This is a genomic window from Methylobacterium sp. ap11 (assembly GCF_900110515.1).
Classification (GTDB): domain Bacteria; phylum Pseudomonadota; class Alphaproteobacteria; order Rhizobiales; family Beijerinckiaceae; genus Methylobacterium; species Methylobacterium ajmalii.
The window spans coordinates 131,783-156,762 of record NZ_FOEB01000001.1 but is presented as its reverse complement, the minus strand read 5'-3'; the positions used below and the strand labels follow the sequence as shown (position 1 = coordinate 156,762).

Annotated in this window: 19 protein-coding genes and 1 pseudogene; 11 read left to right on the top strand and 9 right to left on the bottom strand. The window is 69.8% G+C overall.

Annotated elements, in window-relative coordinates; all coding sequences use genetic code 11:
- The first annotated feature begins 310 nt into the window (after positions 1-310).
- Together BMX97_RS00710 and BMX97_RS00705 are read left to right on the top strand one after the other, a co-directional pair.
- Complete coding sequence (locus tag BMX97_RS00710) at positions 311-1,207, top strand: histone deacetylase family protein (RefSeq protein ID WP_091744419.1); 897 nt, start codon at positions 311-313, stop codon at positions 1,205-1,207.
- 93 nt (positions 1,208-1,300) lie between these two features.
- Positions 1,301-1,453, top strand: a complete 153-nt coding sequence (locus BMX97_RS00705) for a hypothetical protein (protein ID WP_048425481.1) — start codon at positions 1,301-1,303, stop codon at positions 1,451-1,453.
- 277 nt (positions 1,454-1,730) lie between these two features.
- Here the strand turns inward: BMX97_RS00705 and BMX97_RS00700 are convergent, their stop codons facing one another.
- Positions 1,731-2,576 carry a DUF6925 family protein gene (locus BMX97_RS00700; RefSeq protein WP_091744417.1) on the bottom strand — a complete coding sequence of 282 codons (846 nt, stop codon included), beginning with the start codon at positions 2,574-2,576 and terminating at the stop codon, positions 1,731-1,733.
- A gap of 114 nt (positions 2,577-2,690) precedes the next feature.
- Between BMX97_RS00700 and BMX97_RS00695 the strand changes: the two genes are divergently transcribed.
- From BMX97_RS00695 to BMX97_RS00675, 5 genes are all read left to right on the top strand, one after another.
- Positions 2,691-3,506 carry a DUF502 domain-containing protein gene (locus BMX97_RS00695; protein WP_244538208.1) on the top strand — a complete coding sequence of 272 codons (816 nt, stop codon included), beginning with the start codon at positions 2,691-2,693 and terminating at the stop codon, positions 3,504-3,506.
- A gap of 91 nt (positions 3,507-3,597) precedes the next feature.
- Complete coding sequence (locus BMX97_RS00690; RefSeq protein WP_091744415.1) at positions 3,598-5,568, top strand: alpha/beta hydrolase domain-containing protein; 1,971 nt, start codon at positions 3,598-3,600, stop codon at positions 5,566-5,568.
- A 258-nt stretch (positions 5,569-5,826) separates the two neighbouring features.
- Positions 5,827-6,909 carry a fatty acid desaturase gene (locus tag BMX97_RS00685; protein ID WP_091744413.1) on the top strand — a complete coding sequence of 361 codons (1,083 nt, stop codon included), beginning with the start codon at positions 5,827-5,829 and terminating at the stop codon, positions 6,907-6,909.
- A 127-nt stretch (positions 6,910-7,036) separates the two neighbouring features.
- Positions 7,037-7,534, top strand: coding sequence for a DUF3617 domain-containing protein (locus BMX97_RS00680; protein WP_091744410.1), 498 nt, complete (start codon positions 7,037-7,039; stop codon positions 7,532-7,534).
- Positions 7,535-7,852: 318 nt separating this feature from the next.
- Positions 7,853-8,464, top strand: coding sequence for a type II toxin-antitoxin system antitoxin SocA domain-containing protein (locus tag BMX97_RS00675; protein ID WP_143074532.1), 612 nt, complete (start codon positions 7,853-7,855; stop codon positions 8,462-8,464).
- An 869-nt stretch (positions 8,465-9,333) separates the two neighbouring features.
- Here BMX97_RS00675 and BMX97_RS00670 read toward each other — a convergent pair.
- Positions 9,334-10,317 (bottom strand): annotated as a pseudogene (locus BMX97_RS00670) (IS1595 family transposase).
- A 101-nt stretch (positions 10,318-10,418) separates the two neighbouring features.
- Between BMX97_RS00670 and BMX97_RS00665 the strand changes: the two are divergent.
- The gene (locus tag BMX97_RS00665) at positions 10,419-10,649 is read left to right on the top strand and encodes a DUF6471 domain-containing protein (RefSeq protein WP_091745073.1); all 231 of its coding nucleotides are present in this window, start codon (positions 10,419-10,421) and stop codon (positions 10,647-10,649) included.
- Positions 10,650-10,654: 5 nt separating this feature from the next.
- On the opposite strand, the gene BMX97_RS31860 is transcribed toward BMX97_RS00665, so the two are convergent.
- The 3 genes from BMX97_RS31860 to BMX97_RS00655 form a co-directional block, all read right to left on the bottom strand.
- Positions 10,655-11,218: a hypothetical protein gene (locus tag BMX97_RS31860; protein ID WP_143074531.1), complete on the bottom strand. Its 564-nt coding sequence runs from the start codon at positions 11,216-11,218 to the stop codon at positions 10,655-10,657.
- 638 nt (positions 11,219-11,856) lie between these two features.
- Positions 11,857-15,459, bottom strand: coding sequence for a transcription-repair coupling factor (gene mfd, locus BMX97_RS00660; protein ID WP_091744406.1), 3,603 nt, complete (start codon positions 15,457-15,459; stop codon positions 11,857-11,859).
- Between the two features lie 333 nt (positions 15,460-15,792).
- Positions 15,793-16,089: an FAD assembly factor SdhE gene (locus BMX97_RS00655; protein ID WP_060847824.1), complete on the bottom strand. Its 297-nt coding sequence runs from the start codon at positions 16,087-16,089 to the stop codon at positions 15,793-15,795.
- A 168-nt stretch (positions 16,090-16,257) separates the two neighbouring features.
- Here BMX97_RS00655 and recG point away from each other — a divergent pair, with 168 nt between their 5' ends.
- Positions 16,258-18,369 carry an ATP-dependent DNA helicase RecG gene (gene recG, locus BMX97_RS00650; protein WP_091744404.1) on the top strand — a complete coding sequence of 704 codons (2,112 nt, stop codon included), beginning with the start codon at positions 16,258-16,260 and terminating at the stop codon, positions 18,367-18,369.
- A gap of 76 nt (positions 18,370-18,445) precedes the next feature.
- On the opposite strand, the gene BMX97_RS00645 is transcribed toward recG, so the two are convergent.
- Together BMX97_RS00645 and BMX97_RS00640 are read right to left on the bottom strand one after the other, a co-directional pair.
- Entirely contained in the window at positions 18,446-18,790 is a 345-nt protein-coding gene (locus BMX97_RS00645) for a type 1 periplasmic-binding domain-containing protein (RefSeq protein WP_060847822.1), read from the bottom strand.
- 198 nt (positions 18,791-18,988) lie between these two features.
- Positions 18,989-20,506: an AMP-binding protein gene (locus tag BMX97_RS00640; protein WP_244538207.1), complete on the bottom strand. Its 1,518-nt coding sequence runs from the start codon at positions 20,504-20,506 to the stop codon at positions 18,989-18,991.
- A gap of 249 nt (positions 20,507-20,755) precedes the next feature.
- On the opposite strand from BMX97_RS00640, the gene BMX97_RS00635 reads away from it, so the two are divergent.
- Positions 20,756-21,508, top strand: a complete 753-nt coding sequence (locus BMX97_RS00635) for an invasion associated locus B family protein (RefSeq protein ID WP_091744402.1) — start codon at positions 20,756-20,758, stop codon at positions 21,506-21,508.
- 133 nt (positions 21,509-21,641) lie between these two features.
- Here BMX97_RS00635 and hspQ read toward each other — a convergent pair whose 3' ends face one another.
- Positions 21,642-22,007 carry a heat shock protein HspQ gene (hspQ, locus tag BMX97_RS00630; RefSeq protein ID WP_060849465.1) on the bottom strand — a complete coding sequence of 122 codons (366 nt, stop codon included), beginning with the start codon at positions 22,005-22,007 and terminating at the stop codon, positions 21,642-21,644.
- Positions 22,008-22,130: 123 nt separating this feature from the next.
- Positions 22,131-23,186, bottom strand: a complete 1,056-nt coding sequence (locus BMX97_RS00625) for an HpcH/HpaI aldolase/citrate lyase family protein (RefSeq protein WP_091744400.1) — start codon at positions 23,184-23,186, stop codon at positions 22,131-22,133.
- 464 nt (positions 23,187-23,650) lie between these two features.
- On the opposite strand from BMX97_RS00625, the gene BMX97_RS00620 reads away from it, so the two are divergent.
- A complete protein-coding gene (locus BMX97_RS00620) occupies positions 23,651-24,883 on the top strand; it encodes a patatin-like phospholipase family protein (RefSeq protein ID WP_091744398.1) in 1,233 nt (410 codons plus the stop codon).
- The last annotated feature ends 97 nt before the right edge of the window (positions 24,884-24,980 follow it).

Genomic DNA, 24,980 nt, shown 5'->3' with positions numbered 1-24,980 from the left:
CATTCCTCCCAAACACCGCCTTCCGCAACGGCTCCCTGCCGCAAGGACCACGTCCGAGGGTCGGGGGAATTCGTGTCCAAACCGTGTCCGCTGCCGGGCATGGTCCGGGGACAAGCTAGAGCATTCATGCCTCCGAGGGGAGGCGGCGGGGCCCGGAAGCGGGGTTCCGGCCGTGACCGCGGGGGGCGCCAACCCGCGGGGAGGACGGCAGGATCGCCGATGCCCGCGGCGCGCGGTCGCGCCCGCCCCCGGGCCGGCCGGCGCGTTGAGCGGGTCCGTGCCATCCCCGCTGTCCACAGGGCCGACCGCCATGCTCCCCGTCGTGTTCCATCCGGCCTACGAGGCGCCGCTGCCGGAGGGGCATCGCTTCCCGATGGGAAAGTACGGGCGCCTGGCCGAGACCCTGCGGGAGCGCGGCCTCGTACCCGAGGGCTTCGTGACGCCGCAGCCCGCGGGCCCGGACCTGATCCGCCTCGCCCACGACGCGACCTACGTCGAGCAGGTCGTCACCGCGACCGTGCCGCGGGCGATCGAGCGGGCGATCGGCCTGCCGGTCGACGACGGGGTGGCGCGCCGCTCGCTGGCCTCGGCGGGCGGCACGCTGCTCGCCGCCCGGCTGGCGCTCGAGCACGGGCTCGCCGGCAGCACCGCGGGCGGCAGCCACCACGGCAGGCGGGCGGCGGGCGGGGGGTTCTGCGTCTTCAACGACGTGGCGGTGGCGGCGCTCGCCCTCACGCGCGAGGGCACGATCCGCCGGGCGCTCGTCCTCGACCTCGACGTCCACCAGGGCGACGGTACCGCCGACTGCCTGACGCACGAGCCCGACCTGTTCACCTTCTCGATGCACGCCGAGAAGAACTACCCGACCGACAAGGTGCCGGGGGACCTCGATGTCGGCCTGCCCGACGGGCTGGGCGACGACGACTACCTGGCGGCGCTCGCCCGCCACGTCCCGCGCCTCCTCGACGGCTTCCGGCCCGACCTGGTGTTCTACAATGCCGGGGTCGATCCCCACCGCGACGACCGCCTCGGCCGCCTGGCGCTCACCGACGACGGCCTGCGCCGGCGCGAGGCTTACGTGGTCGGCGAGGTGCGCCGGCGCGCCATCCCGCTCGCCGCGGTGATCGGCGGCGGCTACGCCACCGACGTCGCGGCGCTCGCCGCCCGCCACGCCCTGGTGTTCGAGGCGATGGCCGAGCGGGCCTGACGGCGGGCGAGAGCGCGTCAGGGCGCGGAACGGCCGAGGCTGTTCGACCGTTGATGCCCCGAGACCGCAACGCCAGACCACTCGGAGGACACGATGAGCCTGATCGGCCGGATCGTCACCAAGATCCTGGGCAACGACGACCCCCGCATCCGCCCGGACGGACGCAGCCCCTACGACGACCGGGTCGCCTACAACGACTCGGGCAACCTCGTCGGCCGCCTGGTGACCAAGATCCTGCGTCGCTGACGTAACGATCTTCGACGCGTCCACAGCACCCCCGCCGGTCCCGGCGGGGGTGCTTTCGTTCCGGGGGGATCGGTCCGGCTTCACGGAAAATCCACCAACGTGCGTTTTCGCACTTGCGAAGGCTGCCCCGGTCCTTATTGTCTCATGTGCAGGGACGCGATGGCGTCGCGGCCCTGCAGCCCTCTTTGGGCGTTTCCTCCCTAGACTTCGGGCCGCCTCGCAAGGGCGGCCTTTTTTCTTTGCCGCGGACCGTTCGCGACCGGGCTCCGGGGCCGCCTCAGGCCGACGCCAGATGGCGCCGCTGGGCCCGTGCCACCCGCGCCACCGCCCGGGCCGCCCGCGTCCGCGGCACCGCCGCCTCGCCGGCGAGGACCCGCCGCTTGAGCGCCACCAGCTCCGGATCGCCGAAGCACGCCAGCAGCGCCTCGAACGCCGCGTGGCGCGCGAGGTCGTAGCCGCCCCCGTCGAGCGGGTGAGGCGGGTGGAGATGGATCACCGGGGCGAGGCCGGCGGGAATCGGCGCCGTGGCGGCGTGGAGCCGGCCGAGGCGCAGCAACCGGTCGAACCACTGCGCCCGCGGGCCCGGATGGGCGTCCGGCAGAGCGACCTCGATGCGGTCGCGGCCGCTTTCCGCCACCAGCACGGCGCCGAGCGCCGGCAGGGCGGCCCAGAGGGCGGCGTCGGCCGGGCGGCCGCAGGCGGCACGGAGTCGCGAGACCGCCTCCTCCCGCACCCGGGCCATGAGCCGGGCCTGGCGCAGCGGCAGGCCGAGGCAGAACAGCACGCCGTCGCGATCCCCGTCCCGCGCCGCCGCGTCGTCGCGGCCGCGCTCGCTCACGACCGGGGCGGGGCGGGGCGGCAGGAGGGGGAGCGGCCGGCACAGGGCGAGGGCCTGGCTCCAGGCCTCGCCGCCGAGCGCGGTCTCGTAGGCGACCGGCACGAGGGTGTCGGCCTCCCCCAGCACCAGGGCGCCGCGGGGCGTGACGAGGCCGGGGCGCCCGCCGCAGGGCGGGGTCGCGGGCTCGCCGGGATCGCGCCGGAAGGTGGCCCCCGCCCCGTAGCCGCCGAGGCTCCAGCCCATGGCCGGATCGGCGAGCGCCCGGTCGAGGACGGCGCGCAGCACGGTCCTGGGTCCGGCGGGATCCGACAAAGGGTCTTCCCCGCCTTGAGCGCAACGCAGCAAACCGCTACCTCTTCACGGGCAGGGGGCGCCCGCCCGGGTCGAGAATCGCACATCGTGTCGGAACCGTCGCCGCCGCTCGCCGATCCGGATTCTCCGCTCGCCCGCAAGCGGGTCAGCGTCCGGGGACGGCTGCGAAACTACTTCTTCACCGGCGTGATCGTCGCCGGCCCGCTCGCGATCACGATCTACATCACCTGGTGGTGCATCAGCCTGATCGACGGCTGGGTCAAGCCGCTGGTCCCCTCGGCCTACCTGCCGGACCATTACCTGCCCTTCAGCGTGCCAGGCCTCGGCCTCGTCATCGCCTTCGTGGCGCTGACGACGCTCGGCGCGCTCACCGCCAACCTCGTCGGCCGCTCGGTGGTGGAGTTCGGCGAGGTGCTGCTCGCCCGCACGCCGGTGATCTCGGGCCTCTATCGCGGCCTGCGCCAGGTGTTCGAGACCCTGTTCTCGACCAGCGGCACCTCGTTCCGCACCGTCGGCCTGGTCGAGTTCCCGGTGAAGGGCACCTGGTCGATCGTGTTCCTGTCGGCCCCGGCGGGCCCGGACGTGCAGGGCGCCCTCGGCGCCGGGAACGAGCATGTCGGGGTGTTCCTGCCCTGCGCCCCGAACCCGACCACCGGCTTCTTCTTCTACCTGCCCCGGTCCGAGGTGATCGAATTGTCGATCAGCGTCGACGATGCGGCCAAGCTCGTGATGTCCGCCGGCGTGATCCAGCCCGAGGACCCGCAGAGCCGGCTCCAGGCGATGGCGGCGGGCCTGCGCGTCGCGCAGGTGGGGCCGATCCAGCCCAGACCCTCGGCCACTTCCCCGGCAGGCTCCCCGGCAAGCCCCGCGGCGATGCCGGCGCGGGACCGGATGGACGCCTGACCGGACGGGCCTCCCGCGCATCGACATCGCCCCGCTTCCGTGCTCCCTGTCGTCATCGGCCGGAGCAACAGGCCGGACACGGGGGGATGGGATGCGGACCACGCGGATTCTGGCCGGCGCGCTCGGCTGCTCCCTCGGCGGCCTCGTGATGGCGGCGCCGGCCGAGGCGCGCATCACGGCGATCGAGGTCACGGCGATCGAGCCTTTCGCCGAGGGTGCCGCCTGGGGCGAGGCGGGGGCCTACGAGCGCGTCGTCGGCACAGCCCGGGGCGAGCTCGACCCGGCCGATCCGGCCAATGCCGGCATCGTCGACCTCGTGCTGGCGCCCCGCAACGCGGCCGGGATGGTCGAGTACGCGACCGACCTCTTCCTGCTGCGCCCGAAGGACCCGGCCCGCGGCAGCGGCACCCTGCTGTTCGAGGTGCCGAACCGCGGCCGCAAGTTCCTGTTCAACTGGATCATGGACGCCAGGCCGGCCGCCGGGCTGACGGCGATCAACGATCCGCGCAGCGCGGCGGATGCCGGTACCGGCCTGTCCCTGCGCCGCGGCGACACCCTGGTCTGGGCCGGCTGGGAGGCGAACGCCCTGCGCCAGCAGGGCGGCATGGCGATCGACCTGCCGGTGGCGACCCGCAACGGCCGGCCGATCACCGAATGGGTGCGCGACGAACTGGTGAGCGCCACCCGCGGCCCGCCGGAGGCGCCGTTCTACCTCGCCTTCGAGGCGACGCAGGACGTCGTCCCCGATCCGGACGACGCCCCCCGGCTCACCGTGAAGCGCCGCGAGCCCGACGCCGCCCGGCCGGTGCCGCCGCAGGCCTGGCGCCTCGCCGGCCCGCGCCAGGTCGAGCTGCTGCCCAAGGGAACGAAGCCCGGCCCGGGCACGATCTACCAGCTCACCTACCGCACCACCGGCCCGAAGGTGCAGGGCATCGGCTTTGCCGCCGTGCGGGACGTGGTGGCGCACCTGCGCACCGGGACCGAGGCGGGCACGATCCGCCACACCGTCGCGCTCGGCATCTCGCAGAGCGGGCGCTACCTGCGCGACTTTATCCACCAGGGCTTCAACCGCGACGAGAGCGGCCGGCGGGTCTTCGACGGGGTGCTGGCCCACATCGCGGGAGCGGGCGGGATCTTCCTCAACGCCCGCTTCGCCCAGCCCTCGCGCACCAACACCCAGCACGAGGACCACCTCTATCCAGAGAACGCCTTCCCGTTCTCGGCCGCCATGCAGCACGACCAGGTCACCGGCCGGCGGGGATCGCTCCTGCGCGGCGACGCCTCGGACCCGCTGCTGATCGAGGTCAACACCAGCACCGAGTACTGGCAGAAGGGCGCCTCGCTGCTCACCACCGATCCCCTCGGGCGCGCCGACGTGGCGCTGCCCGACAAGACCCGCGCCTACCTGATCGCGAGCGGCTTCCACAACGGCCGCGCCCACCAGACCAACGCCAGGGGCGCCTGCCTGAACCCGCGCAGCACGCTCAGTTCCGGCCCGGCGCTCCGGGCGCTCCTCGTCGCCCTGGAGGAGTGGGTCGCGACCGGCCGCGCCCCACCCGAGAGCCGGGTGCCGCGGGTCGCGGACGGCACCCTGGTCGCGCCGGAGGCGATCGGCTTTCCCTACATCCCGGGCGTGCCGGTCCCGGGCGCCGTCAACGCGGTCGCGCGGTTCTCGACCTACCTCGATCCGCGCCCCGAAGCCGGGCCGCAATACCGGCCGCTGGTCCCGCGGGTCGATGCCGACGGGCACGAGGTCGCGGGCATCCGGCTCCCCGCCTTGGCCGCGCCCCGCGCGACCTACACCGGCTGGAACCTCTACGCCGACCCCTACCCGACCGGCGTGCTCTGCGACCGGGACGGCAGCGAATTCGCGCTCGCCCGCACCCGGGCGGAGCGGGAGGCGAGCGGCGATCCGCGTCCCTCGCTCGAGGAGCGCTACCCGGACAAGGCGGCCTACGCCGCGGCGGTGGCGCAGGCGGCGGACGCCCTCGTCGCCGAGCGGCTGCTGCTGCGGGAGGATGCCGACCGGATGAGCGCGGCGGCGCAAGGGGAGGGGCCGTAGGGACCGCCCGCGGGCGATCGTGCCGCGGCGCCGGGCGGGCGGGCCGCCCTTCCGCCCGGCGCTAACAATGCTATGGGGACCGACCGGAGAGGCGACTCACGCCTCGCCCGAGGATCGTCGGTCTCCCGGCCCGTCGCGGCGGCGGCCTTCTCGCCCGGCGCCGGCAGGTTCCTTGCGCTCAACCCTCGTCCCACCCGTCGCTCCGGCCTTGCTCGCGGCCCCGTGCGACCGCCCGACAGACAGGATCGTCCCGCCCCCGTGACCGACCATGCATCGACCCCCGCCGCATCCAGCCGGGCCGGGGACGGGACCTCCCGGCCCGACGTCGCGGCCCTCGCCCGCGAGGTCGCCCGCCACTGCGCCGCCTACCGCGACCCCGTCCCGCGGCTCGCCGTGCGGCAGGTCGCCAACACCCTGCTGCCCTACCTCGCCGTCTGCGGCCTGATGCTGTGGGCGGCCGCCGCCGGCTACGCGCTCTGGGCGCTGCCGCTCGCCGTGCCGGCCGGCGGCCTGCTGGTGCGGCTGTTCATCATCCAGCACGATTGCGGGCACGGCTCGTTCCTGCCCTCGCGCGCGGCCAATGACGGGCTCGGGCGGGTCTTGAGCCTCCTGACGGTGACGCCCTACGACAGCTGGAAGCGGGCGCATGCCCTCCACCACGCCTCGACCGGCGACCTCAGCCGCCGCGGCACCGGCGACATCCACACGCTGACCGTGCGCGAATACCTCGCCCTGTCGCGCTGGCAGCGGCTGCGCTACCGCCTCTACCGCAACCCGTTCATCCTGATCGTCCTCGGTTCGCCGCTCAACTTCCTGGTCCTGCAGCGGTTTCCCTCCGGCGTCGGCCTGCCGTGGCGCACCGCGTGGCGGGACGTGCTCGGCCTCGACCTCGCGCTCGCCGGGCTCGTCGGGCTGCTGGCGCTTGCCACCGGCGGGATCGGGCCGGTGTTGTGGGTGCTGCTGCCGGTCGTCAGCGTCGCCGCCTGGATCGGCGGCTGGCTGTTCTACGTCCAGCACCAGTACGAGGAGACGGTCTGGGAGGGCCCCGAATCCTGGGACTTCCACCGTGCGGCGCTGGGCGGCAGCTCGTACTACGTCCTGCCGCGGGTGCTGCAATGGTTCACCGGCAATGTCGGCCTGCACCACGTCCACCACGTCAACAGCCGCATCCCGAACTACCGCCTGCAGGAATGCCTGGATGGCCACGCGACGCTGGGCGAGGTCGGCCGCCTGACGCTCCGCGACAGCCTGCGCTGCCTCGGGCTCGCCCTGTGGGACGAGGAGGCGCGCAAGCTGATCGGGTTCTCGGGGCTGCGGACCGCGGCGGCGCAAGGAGCGTGACCGGGCGGGGGCCGGCGATCCCGTCGGTTCCCCCGAGGGCCGGCCCGGCCTTGAGCGCCTAGGCCATCCGGGCTAGTCCTCCGCCTCGACGCGGCCCGGACGGCCGCGCGAATCCCAGGGAGGCTCCATGCCCATGCGTCTGATCGGTGGCGGACTCGTCGGACTCACCCTCGTCGCGGCGAGCACGCTGGCCGCCGCCGAGACCCTGCCGACGCGCAAGGCCGGCCTGTGGGAGAGCAAGACCGTCTCGGCCGAGGGCAGCACGACGGCGCGCCAGTGCATCGACGACAAGACCGACAAGCTGGCGCAGGGCGCGCTCGGGGCCGGCCAATGCGCCAAGCGCGTCTTCACCAAGACGAGCGCCGGCTACACCGGCGAGACCGAGTGCAAGATGGGGGCGATCTCGGCCTCCGGCACCAGCGTGATCACCGGCGACTTCGCCAGCAAGATCCATCTCGACGTGGACACGACGCTCACCGGCATCCCCGGCATGAAGGAGCCCGTCCGCCGCAAGATGGCGATCGACGCCACCTATCTCGGCCCCTGCGAGGCGGGACAGAGCCCGGGCGACATCATCCTGCCGGACGGCAAGATCGTGAAGATGCCGCCGGGGGCGGGGCGGTAGGGGTCGAGCGATCCTGCCCTGCCGCACCCGAGGCCGGGGGGGGCGTAATCGCTCCTCGCTAAGACTTTCCCGGCCTTATGGAGCATATGCACTACGGATGATGGTATTTGCCATTGTATGCGGGGTACTCGACCCGAATAGCGGGTTCATTTAAAAGGGTTCGGGTAAGTGTGGCTCACATGCGCTTCTGTGTCGTCTTGACGCGCTATGATGTCCTGCATAGCGTCCTCGAAAATCCTGGTTGGCCAACCAGGATTTTTATCAAATCTCGGTTAGCTCGAAAAGCGACGCCTACTTTACCCCCCTCGTGCCGGAACCGTGTTCCCATCCCTGGCCTTAACTGTGGCGGCAAGCTATATGAATGCCTTCAGCCCCCTAGCCGGCTTTCGTTCTGAGAAGGCCGCTCAGATCGCAGCGTATATAATCAAGGCTCACAAGGGCCATATGGAGAAACTTGCCCTCATTAAGATGATTTACATCGGAGAGAGGGAGAGCATCCGCTCGCGTGGGCGCCCCATGATCTACGACGAGCTTTACTCTCTGAAAGACGGTCCGATATGCAAAAGCGCTCTAGACGGCATCAATGGGCACATTGACGAAAAGGTTTGGGAAAAATATATAATCCTACAGGGCGACAGAGATGTTTATTCGGTCAGGGGCGGCGCAGAAGATCTAGATCAATTAAGCAGATCCGATTTTAAAATTCTAGATCTAGTGATAGCAAGACATCAAGGCTGGTCATCTTCTCAGCTGAGAAACTGGCTCCATGACAGTAGGAACTGTTCTGAGTACGTCGAAGTTTTTGGAAAGCAGCGCGCCCCCATAGAATACGGTGAACTGGCGTTAGCTGTTGGTATTGAAAACCCGATAGATGTAGAACATGAAATAAAGGCGTACCGCGCTTCAGAGTCCCTAATCCCGAGGTCGTAATCCGATGACTCTAACTATCGGCGATGCATTCCAATATCCTGGAACGGGACCCGCGCACAATCCAAAGCTCAACCACGTTCACGTCATTGTAAAAATCGCAAATGGTGACGTGTACTGCGTACCGATAAGTAGAGAGCCCAAAAATTGGGATCCGGCATGCGAGATAAGCCTAAGCGATAACGTTCCAGGAGTAATCCAAAAGAGCTTTATAGCGTACTACCACGCCAAAAAGACAGCACAAATAGGCTTAGAGCAACAGATAGCCCATGGAAAGTGCAAGGCCATCGGATCTGTTTCATCTGGGGTCCTTCAGAGGATTATAGCAGGCATCTCAAGCTCCGACGATTGTGAGCCCTGGTTTGAGCACGAAGTTTGCCCTAAGCCGGCCGTTCAGAGAAAAATACTAAAAAGCGGCCCTTAATTGATCGGCCCCTCTACTGGATTTAATTTCCATAATCCAGCAATTTTAAGCTTCTCTGCATCAACTATCCGGCTATACCGGGCAGCCCGTGCGAGCGATTGTATAAATCTGTAAGCCACAGCCTTTCTTAATTGGATGTCATTCTCATTCTAGTCCTTTGATTGCATAACAGCCGCAGCTAGTTCCCTTGTTGAGAGCGGACGCCCGGCTTCCTCAAACGCAGCCTTAGACAGCTTGAACATCTCCCCGTAAGCGAACAGCCGGTTGAGGTGAGCAGAGGCCGGGAAACGGGCCTGTGTGGCTGGGGACAGATCGCAAAGTGCAAGAACGGCCGTCACGCTGGATAGGTCGCGCTCTGCCTCCGCCAGTTGGCGCCGTAGCTCGGCAATTTGTGCCTCAATCTCATCTCACTTGGCGCGAAGGGTGGTGACGACCTATGGGAGCGCCATTACTTCACTCCCTTTGGCAGGCGGTGGCGCTGCCAGTAACCGCGGAAGCTCTCAGACTTCGCCGACACAAGGACGAGGCGTAGGATGCGGGAGAACGCTTTGCCGTTTTTGAGGCAGCGGTGATCCTCCTTTCAGGCCGCCTCGTTGGCGTACTAGTAGAGGTAGCTCGCCGAGACAAAATGGTGCTGGCCGCTCACCATGCGGCGCAGGCGGGCGAAGAAGCTCTCGGCTTGGTCGTGTTGCAGCTGTCGTCCGAGTACGCCTGAGAGTGGTTGATGCGGCCCGCGTCGGGGAAGTGGGCGTGGAGGGCGTCCCAGTGGCTCGCCTCGTCAGAACACCTTGGAGCCCGGCGCGACGTGCTGAGCCGCCAGAGCCACGCCAGCAGCCTCCTTTCGCTCAACTAACGTCAGGGGCCGGCCGGCACGCTGGCGCATGATGATGACGACTCGGCGCTCTTCGCTTTGGTTCTCCTTGAGGCGACGGTCCTTGCAATCCTCCTTGCAGTTCTCGGGGCGAACATGACCGCCGAAGTAGGCGCCATCAATCTCGACCTCACCCTCAAGGACGAAGCCCTTCATCTCAGCCGACAGCGCCTCGCGCAGCTTGTGCGCAAGGACCCACGCCGTCTTGTAGGAGACGGAGAGGTCACAGCCGAGTTGGAGCGCGGACAGGCCCTTCACCGCGTTCACGAAGATCGCGATGCCGGCGCAGAGGTTCATGAACGAGAGCTTGCGCGAGGCAAAGATCGTCCCGCTCGTCACTGAGTACTGGTGACGGCAGCCAGCGCACTTGAAGCGGCGGCGGGTCGCAATGTCGTAGTGGTCCAGGCAGCTGCAGCGCGGGCACACGGGCTCGCTATCCGTCTCGGGCCAGCGAAGGCGCCGAAAGGTCGCGTAAGCCTTGTCCTCGCCGCCCTTGTAGATCGCCGTGAGCGAGAGGGTGCGGGCTTGGGCCGAGAGGAGGAAGTGTTGAGCCATTGCCATTGCTTCCGATGCCTATGCATCGCATATGATGACATATCAGCATCGTAGTCAAGGGCAATCGCATCGCATATGATGACACTCGCAAGCGTATGGAGTGCATCATGGCTGAGGGTAATGAGGAAGCGTGGGACGCCCGCGTGAAGGGCATTCTCAAGGCGGAGTTGAAGCGCAAGGGCATAACCTATGCTCAGCTTGTTGAGAAGCTTGATGCTATCGGCGTTGAAGAAAGCGAACCAAACGTTCGGAACAAGCTGGCTCGCGGCAAGTTCACCGCAGTCTTCTTTTTGCAATGCCTATCTGCTATTGGTGCGAAAGAAATCAGAATAGAATGAAATTATTATTTTTTATCAGGCGCAGGCTGCGATTGCTCTTGTGGGCTAAAAAGATTTTTGGCTCTATCAGCAAGCCTGTTAAGATCAAACTGAGCATAAAGTCCCATAATTATAACGATTGTTAGCGCAAACCAAATAAAATTAGCCGTGACGCTGACAACAATATCTACAAGCGCGGCAGTAAGCCAGTTGTTTTTAGTTCTTGTTTTAATTAAGCTTGAAAGGCTTTGTGCCCTCACTACGCTGGCGTTTGAATGCGCGTCGACTTGATCGGCGATTTGGCGGAACAATGCCTGAAAAACTTCCTCTTTAAGATCTTCTGTGGTTGCAGCAATGATATTTTCAATAAAATTATCTATTTCTTGTTTAGCTGCAGCAAATGTTCTTTCGATATTTAGATCACTCCAGCTTGACACATAGAAATCAAGCTGCTCAGGCGTCGGCTTGACGCCATTGTTTTTCGTCCCCTCGGTTATCCAAGCTCTTTTTTCATTCTTATACATCGAGTACGCGACGCATGCTAAGACAAGTGGAACCGGATTATTTTCCGCCTCCACTCTGTCCATCATGCGCTGATATACTGTGTTGTGCCCCTCGCCTCCAATGCCCGGAGGGCGTGGGAAGAGGCTAGCGGTCTCGTTTCCCGTTGCGGATTGAGAACTTGTATCGATCGTTGAGGGCATTGCTAGCCGACTTCAAAGAGCTATCTATGTGCTTCTTGAGATCAAGACGCACTTCGCCGGCTCCGGGAACCTTAACTTTGATATACCCATCTCCGCTGACAGGGCGAGAGGTAATTTTTGTGGCCATGTCGGCACCCTCACCCTTGCGGCTGGCTGTCGGCTTGAAAAATGGGTGACGAGGCTTGGCCATACTCAGACGCTGCCAAGCTCGGGTTTACACACTATGAACGCTGCGCTGGCCTCGGGTGCGCGGCCCTGTCTCGTTCGCGATACCCACAGGCAGGGCCGGAATTCCTGTGGATAACAGGTCTAAAGATGGTGTCCAGGCAGCCGTTGGGTAGGGGGCCACAAACCTATCAAGTGTGACATCGCACGCACTCTGTACGCATCACAAAGAGTGGCTAACGCCACCGTATGTGGTGCATCTGCTCCATAAGGCCGGACTTTCCCTCTTCCGGATCCCCTTCCGCTGTCACGACAGCCGCCCGGGAAAGGGGGACGGGTCGAAGCCGTCCCCACGCCCCTCACGCCGCCTTCTTCCGCGTGATCAGCTTCACCAGATCCCGCAAGATCCCCGTCGTCTCCTTCAGCCGCTCCGCCACCGTCGCCAGATCGCGGATGAACACCACGCTCATGTCCGGGCGCACCTTGGCGAAGGAGCGCTGGTCGGCGATGTAGCCGGCGAGCTTGGCCGGGTTGGCGAAGGAGCGGTCGCGGAAGTGCATGACGATGCCCTTCGGGCCGGCTTCGACCTTCTCGACGTTGGTCTGGCGGCACAGGATCTTGATCGTCACGATCTTCAAAAGCTCTTCCACCTCCGGCGGCAGCGGGCCGAAGCGGTCGATCAGCTCGGCGCCGAAGCTCTCGAGCTCGCGGTCGTTCTCCAGCGTCGCGAGGCGGCGGTAGAGGCCGAGCCGCACCGAGAGGTCCGCGACGTACTCCTCCGGCATCGTGACGGGCGCGCCGAGCGCGATGGTCGGCGACCATTGCTCGTCGGTCGGCAGCGCGTTGCCGGACTTGAGCGCCGCGACCGCGCTCTCCAGCATCTGCTGGTAGAGCTCGTAGCCGACCTCCTTGACGTGGCCGGACTGCTCGTCGCCGAGCAGGTTGCCGGCGCCGCGGATGTCGAGGTCGTGGCTGGCGAGCTGGAAGCCGGCGCCGAGCGTGTCGAGGGACTGCAGCACGCTCAAGCGCCGTTCCGCCTGCACCGTCAGGGGCTTGCCCTCCGGCGTGGTGAACAGCGCGTAGGCCCGGGCCTTGGAGCGGCCGACGCGGCCGCGCAGCTGGTAGAGCTGGGCGAGGCCGAACATGTCGGCGCGGTGGACGATCAAGGTGTTGGCGGTCGGGATGTCGAGGCCCGATTCGACGATCGTGGTGGCGAGCAGGATGTCGTACTGGCCCTCGTAGAAGGCCGTCATCACGTCCTCGAGCTGGCCCGCCGCCATCTGGCCGTGGGCCACCGCCACCTTGGCCTCCGGCACCTCGCGGTCGAGGAAGCGCTTGACCTCCTCCAGGTGCTCGATGCGCGGCACGACGTAGAAGGCCTGGCCGCCGCGGTAGCGCTCGCGCAGCAGCGCCTCGCGGATCGAGAGCGGATCGAACGGCATCACGAAGGTGCGCACCGCCAGCCGGTCGACCGGCGGCGTCGCGATGATGGAGAGTTCGCGCACCCCCGTCATGGCGAGCTGGAGCGTGCGGGGGATCGGCGTGGCGGAGAGCGTCAGGACGTGGACCTCCGCCTTCAGCGCCTTCAGCCGCTCCTTGTGGGAGACGCCGAAATGCTGCTCCTCGTCGATGATGATGAGGCCGAGATCCTTGAAGGCGATGTTTTTGGCGAGCAGCGCGTGGGTGCCGACCACGATGTCGACCGAGCCGTCGGCCAGGCCCTCGCGGACCTTCTTCAATTCGGCGTTGCTGACGAAGCGCGAGGCCTGCGCGACGTTGACCGGCAGGCCCTTGAAGCGGGCCTCGAAGGTGCGAGCGTGCTGGCGCGCGAGCAGCGTGGTCGGCACCACCACCGCCACCTGCTTGCCCGAGAGCGCGGTGACGAAGGCGGCGCGGAGCGCCACCTCGGTCTTGCCGAAACCGACATCGCCGCAGACCAGCCGGTCCATCGGCCGGCCCGAGGTGAGGTCGCCCAGCGTCGCGGCGATCGCCGCCTCCTGGTCCTCGGTCTCCTCGTAGGGGAAGCGGGCGGCGAACTCGCCGTAGGTGCCTTCCGGCGGGGCCATCCTGGGCGCCGACTTCAGGAAGCGCTCGGCCGCGACCTTGATGAGGGCGCCGGCCATCTCCATGATCCGGCGCTTGAGCTTGGCCTTGCGGGCCTGCCAGGCCCCGCCGCCGAGCTTGTCGAGGGCGACGTCGGCATCCTCCGAGCCGTAGCGGGTCAGGAGTTCGATGTTCTCGACCGGCAGCAGCAGCAGGCCGCCGCTATACTGGATCTCCAGGCAGTCGTGGGGGGCACCCGCCGCCGTCACGGTCTTGAGCCCGATGAAGCGGCCGATGCCGTGATCGGCATGGACCACGAGGTCGCCGGGCGCCAGCGCCTGCACCTCCAGGATCACGTCCTGGGGGCGCTTGGCCTTGCGCTTGGGCCGCACCAGCCGGTCGCCGAGGATGTCGCCCTCGGCCACCACGGCGAGCTGGCCCGCCGAGAAGCCGGCCTCCAGGCCCCAGACCGCGACGCCGAGATCCTGGCCGCGCTTCATCGCCAGGATGTCGGAGAGCCGCGTGATGGTCTTGGGCTTGGGCAGGCCGTGCTCGGTCAGCACACCGCAGAGCCGGTCGCGCGAGCCCTCCGACCACGCCGCCAGGACGACGTGATGGCCCGTGCCTTGCAGCTCGCGGATGTGGGTCACCGCCGCGTCGAAGACGTTGACGCCCTCCTGCGCCCGCTCGGGGGCGAAGCTGCGGCCGGGCGTGCCCTCGCCGTCGATGAGCTTGCGGCCGGAGACCTCCGGCACGTCGAAGGGGGCAAGCCGAGCGACGGTCGCGCCCTCGATGCGCTTCGCCCACTCGTTCGGCGAGAGGTAGAGCGCGTCGGGCTTCAGGGGCTTGTAGGGCGCGGTGCCACTCTGGCGTTCCTTCAGGGCCTCGCAGCGGGCGTCGTAGTATTCCTGCACCTGGCTCAGGCGCTCGGCCACCGCGTCGTCGACCTGGTGGTCGAGGATGAGGGGCACGCCGGCGACGTAGTCGAACAGCGTGTCGAGGTGGTCGTAGAACAGCGGCATCCAGTGCTCGAGGCCGGCATAGCGCCGGCCCTCGCTGATCGTCTCGTAGAGCCGGTCGTCCCGGGTCGCGGCGCCGAAGGTCGTGACGTAGCCCTGGCGGAAGCGCCGGATCGTCTCGGTGGTGAGCTGCACCTCGCTCATCGGCACGAGGTCGAGGGAGCGCAACTGTCCGATGGTGCGCTGGGTCTCGGGATCGAAGGCGCGGATCGATTCGAGGGTGTCGCCGAAGAAGTCGAGGCGGACCGGGTTCGGCAGTCCCGGCGGCGACAGATCGATGATGCCGCCGCGCACCGCGTACTCGCCGGTGTCGCGCACGGTGCCGGTGCGCAGGAAGCCGTTGGCCTCGAGCCAGGCGACGATCTGGTCGGTATCGAGCGCGTTGCCCGGCGCGGCGGAAAACGTCTCGACGGCGATGCGGGATTTCGGCGGCACCCTTTGCACCAGGGCGTTGACCGTGGTGGTGAGGATGCGCGGCTTCTCGGCCGAGGAGCGGGTGCGGGCAAGCCGCGACAGCGCCGTCATGCGCTGCGCCGCGATGGCCGGGTTGGGCGAGATCCGGTCGTAGGGCTGGCAGTCCCAGGCCGGGACGCTCATCACCTCGATCTCGGGCGCCACGAAGGACAGCGCGCTGGCGAAGGCCGCCGAGCGGGTGCCGTCGCGCGCGACATGGACCAGGACCGCAGGCCCCTCGGAGACCTGCGACAGGGCCCGGGCGAGGTCGGCCACCACCAGGGCGTCGAACCCGTCCGGCACCCGCGCCAGCGTCGCGCTGTCGCCGGCCTTCAGCGCCTCCACGGCCTTGGTCAGCGCCGCGGATTTCGGCAGGGCGAAGCGGGCGGCCGCGGGCTTCTTGACCGGCGCGGGCGGGGCGGGGGCTTTGGGGGCGGGCTTGGCCATCGGGTCTGAGCGGGTCTTTTCAGGCGTACGGGCCGGTCAAGGAACGGCGAGGGATTTCGGCGAACATATTGCTTCAGGATGAAGCGCGGTTTCCCCTCTCCCCGCGGGCGGGGAGAGGGTCACGGCCCCCTCGTCGGGGCCGTGACGAGCGGAGGCGCAGCCGAAGCGAGGGTGAGGGGGTGGTGCCGGAAGAGCCTCATTCGGAGACACCCCCTCACCCTCGCCCTTCGGGCTTGTCGCATCCCCTGGACGGGGACACGACCCTCTCCCCGCCCGCGGGGAGAGGAGAGAGCCTGCGCCTCACCTTGAAACCTCGCGCTTGTTAGGACCGCCTCACAGATCCACCGGCGCCCCGTGCTGGTGGAACGCTTTCATCCGGCGATAGACCGCGGTGTCGTAGTTCGACGGCGCCTCGGCCTCGTCGGTGATCCAGCGGAAGAGGTCGCGGTCGGGCACTTCGATCAGGAGCTCGAAATCGTCGAGTTCCTCCTCCGTGAGGGTCCCGATCTCGGCATCCGCGAAGCGGCCCATGATCAGGTCCATCTCCCGGGTGCCCCGGTGCCAGGAGCGGTAGAGCGTGCGGCGGCGGCGCGGATCGAGGTCGGCGCTGGTGCGGGTGGTGCCGGTCATCGCGAGACAAGTCCTCGGGCTGGTCCGGACGGCTTTACCGTCCGGGGCGCGGGTGCGAAACCCTTCCCCGCCCATATGGGGCGCGAAGCACGCGATGCGACACGCAGCGTCCCGCAGCCGCGCCGCCGTGGTGTATAGAGCCCCCGACCTCCCTCCGCTCCCGCCCCGATGTCGCTGCGTCCCTCCCTGCTCGATCCCCTGTTCGCCCCCGCGACCGTGTTGCCGGGGGCCGGTCCCAAGGTCGCCGTGCTGATCGACAAGCTCGTCGGCACGCCGGAGCGCCCGGCCCGGGTGGTCGACCTCCTGTTCCACCTGCCCCAGCGCGGCATCGCCCGGCAGCTGCGCGGCTCGATCGCCGAGGCGCCGCCCGGCGAGCCGGTGACGCTCGGCGTCACGGTGGTGGCCCACCGCCCGCCGCAGACGGCGGGCCGAAAGCCGTTCCGGGTGCTGGTCGAGGACCAGACCGGCGACATCACCCTGGTGTTCTTCAACCTGCCCCGCGCCCGCATCGAGAAGATGCTGCCGCTCGGCAGCCACCGCTACGTGTCGGGCCGGATCGAGCTGTGGGACGGCTTTCGCCAGATGGTCCACCCCTCCCGCATCCTCGACGAGAAGGGGCTGGCCGACCTGCCGGCGGTGGAGCCGATCTACGGCGCCACCGAGGGCCTGACCTCGCGGGCGATCGGCAAGCTCGCGGTCTCGGCCCTCGACCGGCTCCCCGTCCTGCCCGAGTGGCAGGACCGGGCCTTCCTCGACCGCCAGGGCTGGCCGGCCTTCGCCGATGCGCTGCGCACCGAGCACCGCCCGGCGGAGGCCGCCGAGACCGAGGAGGACCTCAAGACCCCGGCGCGCCGGCGCCTCGCCTACGACGAGCTTCTGGCCTCGCAGCTGGCGCTGGCGCTGGTGCGCAGCCGGATGCACCGCCCGCCCGGCCGCACCAATGTCGGCGACGGTGTCCTGTCGCGGCGGATCGAGGCCGCCCTGCCGTTCGGGCTCACCGGCGCGCAGACCCGCGCGCTCGCCGAGATCCGCGGCGACATGGGCTCGGACCGGCGCATGCTGCGCCTGCTGCAGGGCGATGTCGGCTCGGGCAAGACCGCGGTGGCCCTGCTCGCCATGGCGTCGGCGATCGAGGCCGGGCGTCAGGCGGCCATGATGGCGCCGACCGAGATCCTGGCCCGCCAGCACGCCGAGCGCCTGCGGCCGCTGGTCGAGACCGCGGGCTTGAGGCTGGCGCTGCTCACCGGCCGCGACCGGGCGGCGGAAAGGCGCGCGACGCTCGCCGGCCTCGCCGACGGCTCGATCCACGTCGTCGTCGGCACCCACGCCCTGTTCCAGGACGACGTGGCGTTCCACGATCTCGGCCTCGCGGTGGTGGACGAGCAGCACCGCTTCGGCGTGCACCAGCGCCTGGCGCTCGGCGCCAAGGGCGCGGCGGTGGACGTGCTGGTGATGACCGCGACCCCGATCCCCCGCACGCTCGCGCTGACCTGCTTCGGCGACATGGAGGTCTCGGTCCTCGACGAGAAGCCGGCCGGACGCCAGCCGATCAAGACCGTGCTGGTCTCGACCGATCGCCTGGAGGAGGTGACGCTCGGGCTGGAGCGGGCGCTCGCCAAGGGCGACCGGGTCTACTGGATCTGCCCGCTCGTCGCCGAATCCGAATACGTCGACCTCGCCGCCGCCGAGGAGCGCTTCTCGGCCCTGCGCGAGCGCTTCGGCGAGGCGGTCGGCCTCGTCCACGGCAAGATGGCCGGCAAGGACAAGGACGAGGCGATGGAGCGCTTCGTGACCGGCGACACCAAGATCCTGGTCTCGACCACGGTGGTGGAGGTCGGCGTCGACGTGCCGGCGGCCACCGTGATGGTGATCGAGCACGCCGAGCGCTTCGGGCTGGCGCAGCTGCACCAGCTGCGTGGCCGGGTCGGGCGCGGCTCGGGCGCCTCGACCTGCCTGCTGCTGTTCAAGGGGCCGCTCGGCCAGGTGGCGCGAGCGCGCCTCGAGATGATGCGCGAGACCGAGGACGGCTTCCGCATCGCCGAGGAGGACCTGCGCCTGCGCGGCGAGGGCGAGGTGCTGGGCACCCGCCAGTCGGGGCTCGCCGCCTTCCGCCTCGCCCGGCCGGAGGTCGACGGCGACCTGATCGTGGCGGCCCGCGACGACGCCAAGCTCGTCGTCGAGCGCGATCCGGGGCTGAAGTCCGAGCGCGGCCGGGCCCTGCGGGCGCTGCTCTACCTGTTCGAGCGCGACGCGGCGGTGAAGCTGCTGCAGGCGGGGTGAGGGAACACGAGGCCGTCCGCGGCCTCGTGCCGAGGCCAGAGGCCCGGGGACGACCGGGACGGTCCGGTCGTCGGGATCAGAATTCCGGCTCGTTCAGCACCCGCGTGCCGATGCGGCTCTGCAGGTCGATCGGGGCGCCGGTCTGCTGGCCGGCGGCGTCGACCTCGATCACCGGGACGCCGGCACCGCGCAGCCGCTCGCGCAGGCGCTCGGACTGGAGGCGGAAGGTACCGCCGGTGTCGCGGCGCGGGACGTGCAGCAGCACGGCCGCGGGGTTCGGCATCATCGCCAGAACATCGTCCGCCGCCTCGAGGGAGGCGGTGACGCTGGCATAGCCCAGCTCGGCCAGCTCCGCGGAGAGGGCCCGGTCGACGGCGCGGTGGCCATCGTCCACGACGAGAACTTTTTGCAGCGCACCCATGTTCAAGCGTTAGCCGATCGCGCGCCTTTCGTGAAGGCACCGGGGCAGTAACGCCGTGAGCCGACAAAGGTTCACCGTCCGGGCGGCCGCCGGAAGGCGTCCCGGGCCCGGACAGGCGCCCTGGACCACCCGTCAACCCTTTGAAGAAAATCGACTTTCTCGACCTCGGGGCGGGGCCGGAATTTTGCCGGCGCCGGATCAGACCTCCGCGACCGCCGTGGCGACGCCGGCGAAGAGCGACGGCCGGAAGCGGGAGGGCATCCACCCATCCTGATTTTCCTCCCGCGTGATACCGCGATGCAACATCCGGGCGGTGCAGGCCGCGCCCCGGAAGCTCAGGCGGCCGTCCGGATCGCGGCGGAGCTGGACCAGCCCGGTACGGTCGGCGGTCCTTTCGGGAATCGGGGCGACGCGCTCGGGCGCCAGGGCGGCCCGCTCCGGGGCCATCGCGGCCCGCTCGGGGGCCAGCGCGGCCCGCTCGGGGGCCAGCGCGGCCCGCTCGGGGGCCAGCGCGGCCCGCTCGGGGGCCGCCAGGACGAGGCCGACATCCTGGGCGTCGCGCCGGCCGCACAGGAGCGCGGTCTCGTCGAAGGCCAGGATGTCGACGACGCCGGCCCGGCCCGGCAGGCGGCCGCTGAGGCGGCAGGGCGCCCGGTGGACGTAGGCGAGGGTGCGCAGGCGGCCCGCCACGGTGGTGCGGGCGAAGCCCGCCTCCATCCAGGCCGGGGCGACGAGGTGGGTCGGCACCGGCTGGTCGAGGGCGGCCGAGAGGGTGCCGGCCTCGAAGACCGGGTGGCATTCGAGGGTGGCACCGGCGAGCAGCGCGGCGGCGAGCCCGGTGGCGAGGCCCTTGAGGTCGCTCGGCGGCATGAGGCTGAGGATCCGGTCGCCGGGCTCGACCCGCATCGGCGCCAGGCAGCCGGCGGCGGCGGCCGTCAGCGCCTCGGCCTCGCGGCGCACCGCCACGGGGGCGCCCGCGGGCTCGGGCGGCGGGCCGGCGGGCCCGGCCGGGGGAGCGCCGGGCAGCGCGAAGGTCACGAGGCCGGCGGCCGGCCCGGTGCCGAGGGCGGCGGCGTCGCCCCGGTGGTCGAGGACGACCTGGTCGAGGCTCAGGACGCCGTCCGGGACGTGCGGGCCGAAGGCGGCGACGAAGCGCAGCGGGAAGTAGCGCATCGCGACCCGGCACATCGTCTCGGCGGGCCGCTCGGCCCCGAGCACACCCTGGGTCAGGATGGCGAGGATCTGCGCGGACTCGACGGCCTGGAGCAGGCGGTCCTCGTCCCAGGTGACCGGCAGCAGGCAGGGGACGTGGCCGGCCTGCTCGATCGCCAGGAAGGCGAGATGCGCCTCGGCCATGCCGGCCATGCACAGGCCGACGGGGCTCCGCGGCGGCAGCCGGAGCTGCTGCAGGCCTTCGGCGAGGCGTGCGACGATCTCGCGGGCGGCCGCGAAGGTCCAGGCGATGGCGGGGCGGCCGCACCAATCCGGCTTGCTCGCCTGGTCGACGAAGGCGATGCGGGCGGGGTGCCGGTCGGCGACGGCGGCGAGCAGCGCGCACAGCCCCATCGGCGCGGCGGCGGGCACGGGCGTCGCGGCCGGCATGTCGGGCTCCGCGGCGCCGAGGAACGACGCGTCGTCTCGTCTCATCATCGCCAGAGCCGCCACCGCCGTCACCCCGCCCGCCCCTTGAGCCCACCGGGCATCCTGCCGTCGCATGGTTAAGGCCGCTTTAAGCCGCCCGGCCCCCTCGCGGTCGGCGGCCGTATCGGCTAAGGGGCCCTCGGCCGGCAGCCGGCAGGCCTTGCCTTCGCCTCAATCCGGGGGAAAGCAGGCGCCCCGGAGGCCGGGCGGAGCCCTGCGGTCGCGCTCCGCTGCCGCCGGCGCACCCGTCCCGCGGGTCCGCGCGCCATCGGCCACCGACGTTCTTGCCGTTCGGCTTTCTGCCGCTTGAGGGGTCCACTCCTGATGTTCTTCGCGAATCGTCCCGCGCGCCCGCACCAGGTCGCCACCGCTTTCGCCCTGGCCGGCCTCGGGCTCGGTCTCGCGACCGCCCCGGCGCTCGCCCAGCCCAAGAAGCCCGCCGCCCCGGCGCCGGCCGCCCCCGCTCCCGCGGCGCCCGCCGCGCAGGGCCAGCAGCAGACCGGCCCGATGGTCGTGCAGGTGAAGGCCGAGCCGTCCCAGGCCGACTGGACCAAGGTCTGCGGCAAGGACCAGGGCAGCGGCAACGAGGTCTGCTACACCACCCGCGACTTCGTCTCCGACCAGGGCCAGGCGGTGCTGGCCGTGGCGGTCTACGACATGAAGGGCCCGCAGGGCACCAAGGTGGTGCGCTTCCTGATGCCGCTCGGCCTGCTGCTGGCGCCCGGCATCCGCTTCACCGTCGACAACGGCCAGCCGACCCCCGGCCGCTACGCCGTCTGCTTCCCGAACGGCTGCTTCGCCGAGGCCCCGGGCCTGAAGGACGACGTCGTCGCCGCGATGAAGAAGGGCACTACCCTGAACGTCAGCGTGCAGAACCAGATGCAGCGCGAGGTCACCTTCGCGGTGCCGCTGGCCGGCTTCGGCAAGGCGTTCGACGGCGCCCCGATCGACCCGAAGGTGCTCGAGGAGCAGCAGAAGAAGCTCCAGGCCGAGCTCGAGAAGCGCTCCGAGGAGATGCGCAAGCAGCTCGAGCAGAAGGGCGGCGCCCCGGCGGCGGCCGCGACCCCGGCGAAGTAAGGGCCGGGCCGAGGATTCGGTCGGCGTCGTGGGCCCTCTGCCCGCGACCCGCTACGGGAAAGGGCCGGGCGGCGACGCCCGGCCCTTTCCGTTTGGGTGACGACTGGAGAAGGGCGAGGGACGCCTCCCGGCCTCAGTTCGCCGCGTCGCCCCGCATGCGGTAGCCGCCCTGCGCGTCGCGCTCGAACATCTCGGCGATGCGGGCGTGGCGCAGGGCCTCGCCGGATTCGTCCGGCACCAGGTTCTGCTCCGAGACGTAGGCGACGTACTCGGTCTCCTGGTTCTCGGCGAGCAGGTGGTAGAACGGCTGGTCCTTGGACGGCCGCACCTCCTCGGGAATCGCCTGCCACCATTCCTCGGTGTTGGCGAAGACCGGGTCGACGTCGAAGATGATGCCGCGGAACGGGTAGATCCGGTGGCGCACGACGTCGCCGATGTTGAACCGGGCGAGGCGGATGACCGCGCCGGACGGCGCGGCGTCGGGCTGCGGGGCGGGCATGGCGGAGATGGTCTGTCCGAAGGGCATGGGCGTCAACATAGGATGACGGGGGCGGGATTGCACCGGCGCGCGGGCCGCGCCGCGCCGGGTCCCGCCCCCTCGGGCCTCACGATGCCGGGAGCGTCACGCCTCCAGGCCGTAGGCCCGGGCGAGGTCGGGGTCCTTGGCGGCGACGAGCTTGGCGAGGTTCACGATCACGCTGGCCTGCTTCCAGGTGGCGTCGTCCTGCATCTTGCCGTCGAGCATCACCGCGCCGGTGCCGTCGGGCATCGCCTCCAGGATGCGCCGGGCGAAGGCGACCTCGGCGGTGTCGGGGGCGAAGACGCACTTGGCGATGGCGACCTGGCTCGGATGCAGGGTCCAGGCGCCGGCGCAGCCCATCAGGAAGGCGTTGCGGAACTGGACCTCGCAGGCGGCGGCGTCGGAAAAGTCGCCGAACGGGCCGTAGAACGCCTTGAGGCCGTTGGCCTGGCAGGCATCGACCATCCGGGCGATGGTGTAGTGCCAGAGGTCCTGCTGCACGCTCGACCGCTCGGAGACGCCGGGCGTCGGATCGGCGATGACCTTGTAGTCGGGGTGGCCGCCGCCGACCCGGGTGGTCTTCATGCCGCGGGACGCCGCCAGATCCGCCGGCCCGAGGCTCATCCCGTGCATGCGCGGCGAGGCGCAGGCGATGGCGTCGACATTGGCCACGCCCTCCGCGGTCTCCAGGATGGCGTGGATCAGGATCGGCTTCGTCACCCCGGCCCGGGCCTCGAGCTGGGCGAGCAGCTGGTCGACGTAGTGGATGTCCCAGGGTCCCTCGACCTTGGGCACCATCACGACGTCGAGCTTGTTTCCCACCTCGGCCACGATCTCCAGGAGGTCGTCGAGCAGCCACGGGCTGTTGAGGGCGTTGACGCGGGTCCACAGGCCGGTGCCGTGGGCGGCGAAGTCCACGTCCCGCGCCATTGCGATGAAGCCCTTGCGGGCGTTGAGCTTCTGGTCGGCCGGAACGGCGTCCTCGAGGTTGCCCAGCACCACGTCGACCTGCGTCGCCAGCTCCGGCACCCGGGCCCGGACCTTGTCGTTGTGCGGCGGCACGAAGTGGATCATGCGCTCCAGGCGCACCGGCAGCTCGCGGAACGGGGCCGGGGCCCCGGTGGCCAGGGGCTGGAAGAAGCGGCGCGGCAGTTTCATGGGCGTATCGTCTCCGACCCCGGCGAGCCCGTCCTCGCAACGAGCGCGGCCGTGCCCGAGGGTTAGTGCAGGCGCGCCGCGGCCGTAAAGGGCCTGGCGTCTCGGCAGAAGGTCGGGCGGGAGGACGGCCGGTCCCGGGCCCGCCCACGGGAAGGAGGCCCGCCCGCAGGCACGCACCCCGGAGCCGGCCGGGCGGCGATCCGTCTTCGCCCCACCGGGTGCAAGTCGTCGCTTGTCGATCCCGCCGTTCCCTGCCCGGCAATATTGCCCTAACAGCGCCATCCCGACGCCGGATTGTCGACATGGTCCGCGCCGGACTGGCATCCCGGATCCCTTTGGCGCGGGAAGTTCGTGCGCGATCGACGGACGTCCTGCCTTCGCCGGCCGTTTCGCAGCCGCGGCATGGAACGTGGGCCCGAGCTTGACGTTCATCGGAGGAGGCGGGCGGCGGAGGATCGACACTCATGTCGCGAGAGATGAGCCGACGCCGGCTGGCCGGCGCGGTAATGGCGACGTTCGTCCTGGCGGCGACGGCGCCGGGAGCACCGGCCCGGGCCGGCACGGTGGCGGATCGGCAGCGCTCGACCGTGCGGGCGGGCTTCACGGCCGAGGAGCTGGCGGCGGCGCGCCCGGAGGGGCTGCCCGCCGCGGTGCGGCTGCCGGGCGACGACCCGGCGGCATTCAGGACCTTCATCGGCGACGCCGCGATGGCGTCCCGCGCGCCCTGGCTCGCCCTATCGGGCGGCGGCGAGAACGGCGCCTTCGCGGCCGGCCTCCTCAAGGGCTGGACCCAGGCCGGCACGCGGCCGGACTTCGGCGTGGTCACCGGCGTCTCGACCGGCGCGCTGATCGCGCCCTTCGCCTTCGTCGGCGCCTCGCAGGACGGCGCCCTGGAGAAGGCCTATACCGACACCTCGGCGGCGGACGTGTTCGAGTTCGGCGGCGGCCAGGAGAGCCTGACCGACACCTGGCCGCTCAAGCGCGGCATCGAGCGCAGCGTCACGCCCGCGCTGCTCGCCGCCGTGGCGGCCGAGCACCGCAAGGGGCGGCGCCTCCTCGTCGTCACCACCGAGCTCGATTCCCTGCGCCCGACCCTGTGGGACATGGGCGCCATCGCGACGGCCGGCGGGCCCGCCGGGCTCAAGCTGTTCCGCGAGGTGATGCTGGCCTCGGCGGCGATCCCGGGCATCTTCCCGCCGGTGATGATCGATTCCGCCGGCCCGGACGGCAAGCGCTTCCAGGAGATGCACGCCGATGGCGGCGCCACCGCGCCGTTCTTCGTCGCGCCGGGCCGCTCGTTGCTGGAGCAGGTCGAGGGCGCATCGCCGGCAGACGACAAGCTGCCGGCGCCGGAGGTCTACGTCGTCGTCAACACCTCGCAGGCGCCGGACTTCCAGGTCGCCCAGCGTTCGATGCTGAGCATCCTCGGCCGCTCGCTCTCGGCGATGATCAAGGCCCAGACCGCCGGCGCCATCGCGGTGACGAAGGCTTTTGCCGCCCGCACCGGCACGCCGATCCACGTCGCCACCATCGACCAGCGCTTCGGCCAGGTCTCGCAGACGCCGTTCGAGCAGGGCTACATGCGGGCCCTGTTCGCCCACGGCGAGCGGCTGGGGCGCGCCGGCACCGCCTTCGACTGGTCGCCCGACACGATGGCGACCAGCTCGACCCGCCGCAGCGCCAGCAACGCGCCATAGAATGGCGAATTCCGGTCATCGCCCCGTCGAGGCCGGATCGACGCCGACATCGACGATCCGGCCGCGTCATCCCGGGGCTCGCCGAAGGCGAGAACCC

Excerpts from the sequence above, each read along its gene's own strand:
- BMX97_RS00635 (WP_091744402.1), top strand. The coding sequence starts at position 20,756 with ATGTTCTTCGCGAATCGTCCCGCGCGCCCGCACCAGGTCGCCACCGCT.
- BMX97_RS31860 (WP_143074531.1), bottom strand. The coding sequence starts at position 11,218 with ATGATGGACAGAGTGGAGGCGGAAAATAATCCGGTTCCACTTGTCTTA.
- mfd (WP_091744406.1), bottom strand. The coding sequence starts at position 15,459 with ATGGCCAAGCCCGCCCCCAAAGCCCCCGCCCCGCCCGCGCCGGTCAAG.
- BMX97_RS00690 (WP_091744415.1), top strand. The coding sequence starts at position 3,598 with ATGCGGACCACGCGGATTCTGGCCGGCGCGCTCGGCTGCTCCCTCGGC.
- BMX97_RS00640 (WP_244538207.1), bottom strand. The coding sequence starts at position 20,506 with ATGCGACGGCAGGATGCCCGGTGGGCTCAAGGGGCGGGCGGGGTGACG.
- BMX97_RS00625 (WP_091744400.1), bottom strand. The coding sequence starts at position 23,186 with ATGAAACTGCCGCGCCGCTTCTTCCAGCCCCTGGCCACCGGGGCCCCG.
- hspQ (WP_060849465.1), bottom strand. The coding sequence starts at position 22,007 with ATGCCCGCCCCGCAGCCCGACGCCGCGCCGTCCGGCGCGGTCATCCGC.
- BMX97_RS00680 (WP_091744410.1), top strand. The coding sequence starts at position 7,037 with ATGCCCATGCGTCTGATCGGTGGCGGACTCGTCGGACTCACCCTCGTC.
- BMX97_RS00655 (WP_060847824.1), bottom strand. The coding sequence starts at position 16,089 with ATGACCGGCACCACCCGCACCAGCGCCGACCTCGATCCGCGCCGCCGC.
- BMX97_RS00705 (WP_048425481.1), top strand. The coding sequence starts at position 1,301 with ATGAGCCTGATCGGCCGGATCGTCACCAAGATCCTGGGCAACGACGAC.
- recG (WP_091744404.1), top strand. The coding sequence starts at position 16,258 with ATGTCGCTGCGTCCCTCCCTGCTCGATCCCCTGTTCGCCCCCGCGACC.
- BMX97_RS00645 (WP_060847822.1), bottom strand. The coding sequence starts at position 18,790 with ATGGGTGCGCTGCAAAAAGTTCTCGTCGTGGACGATGGCCACCGCGCC.
- BMX97_RS00710 (WP_091744419.1), top strand. The coding sequence starts at position 311 with ATGCTCCCCGTCGTGTTCCATCCGGCCTACGAGGCGCCGCTGCCGGAG.
- BMX97_RS00665 (WP_091745073.1), top strand. The coding sequence starts at position 10,419 with ATGGCTGAGGGTAATGAGGAAGCGTGGGACGCCCGCGTGAAGGGCATT.
- BMX97_RS00620 (WP_091744398.1), top strand. The coding sequence starts at position 23,651 with ATGTCGCGAGAGATGAGCCGACGCCGGCTGGCCGGCGCGGTAATGGCG.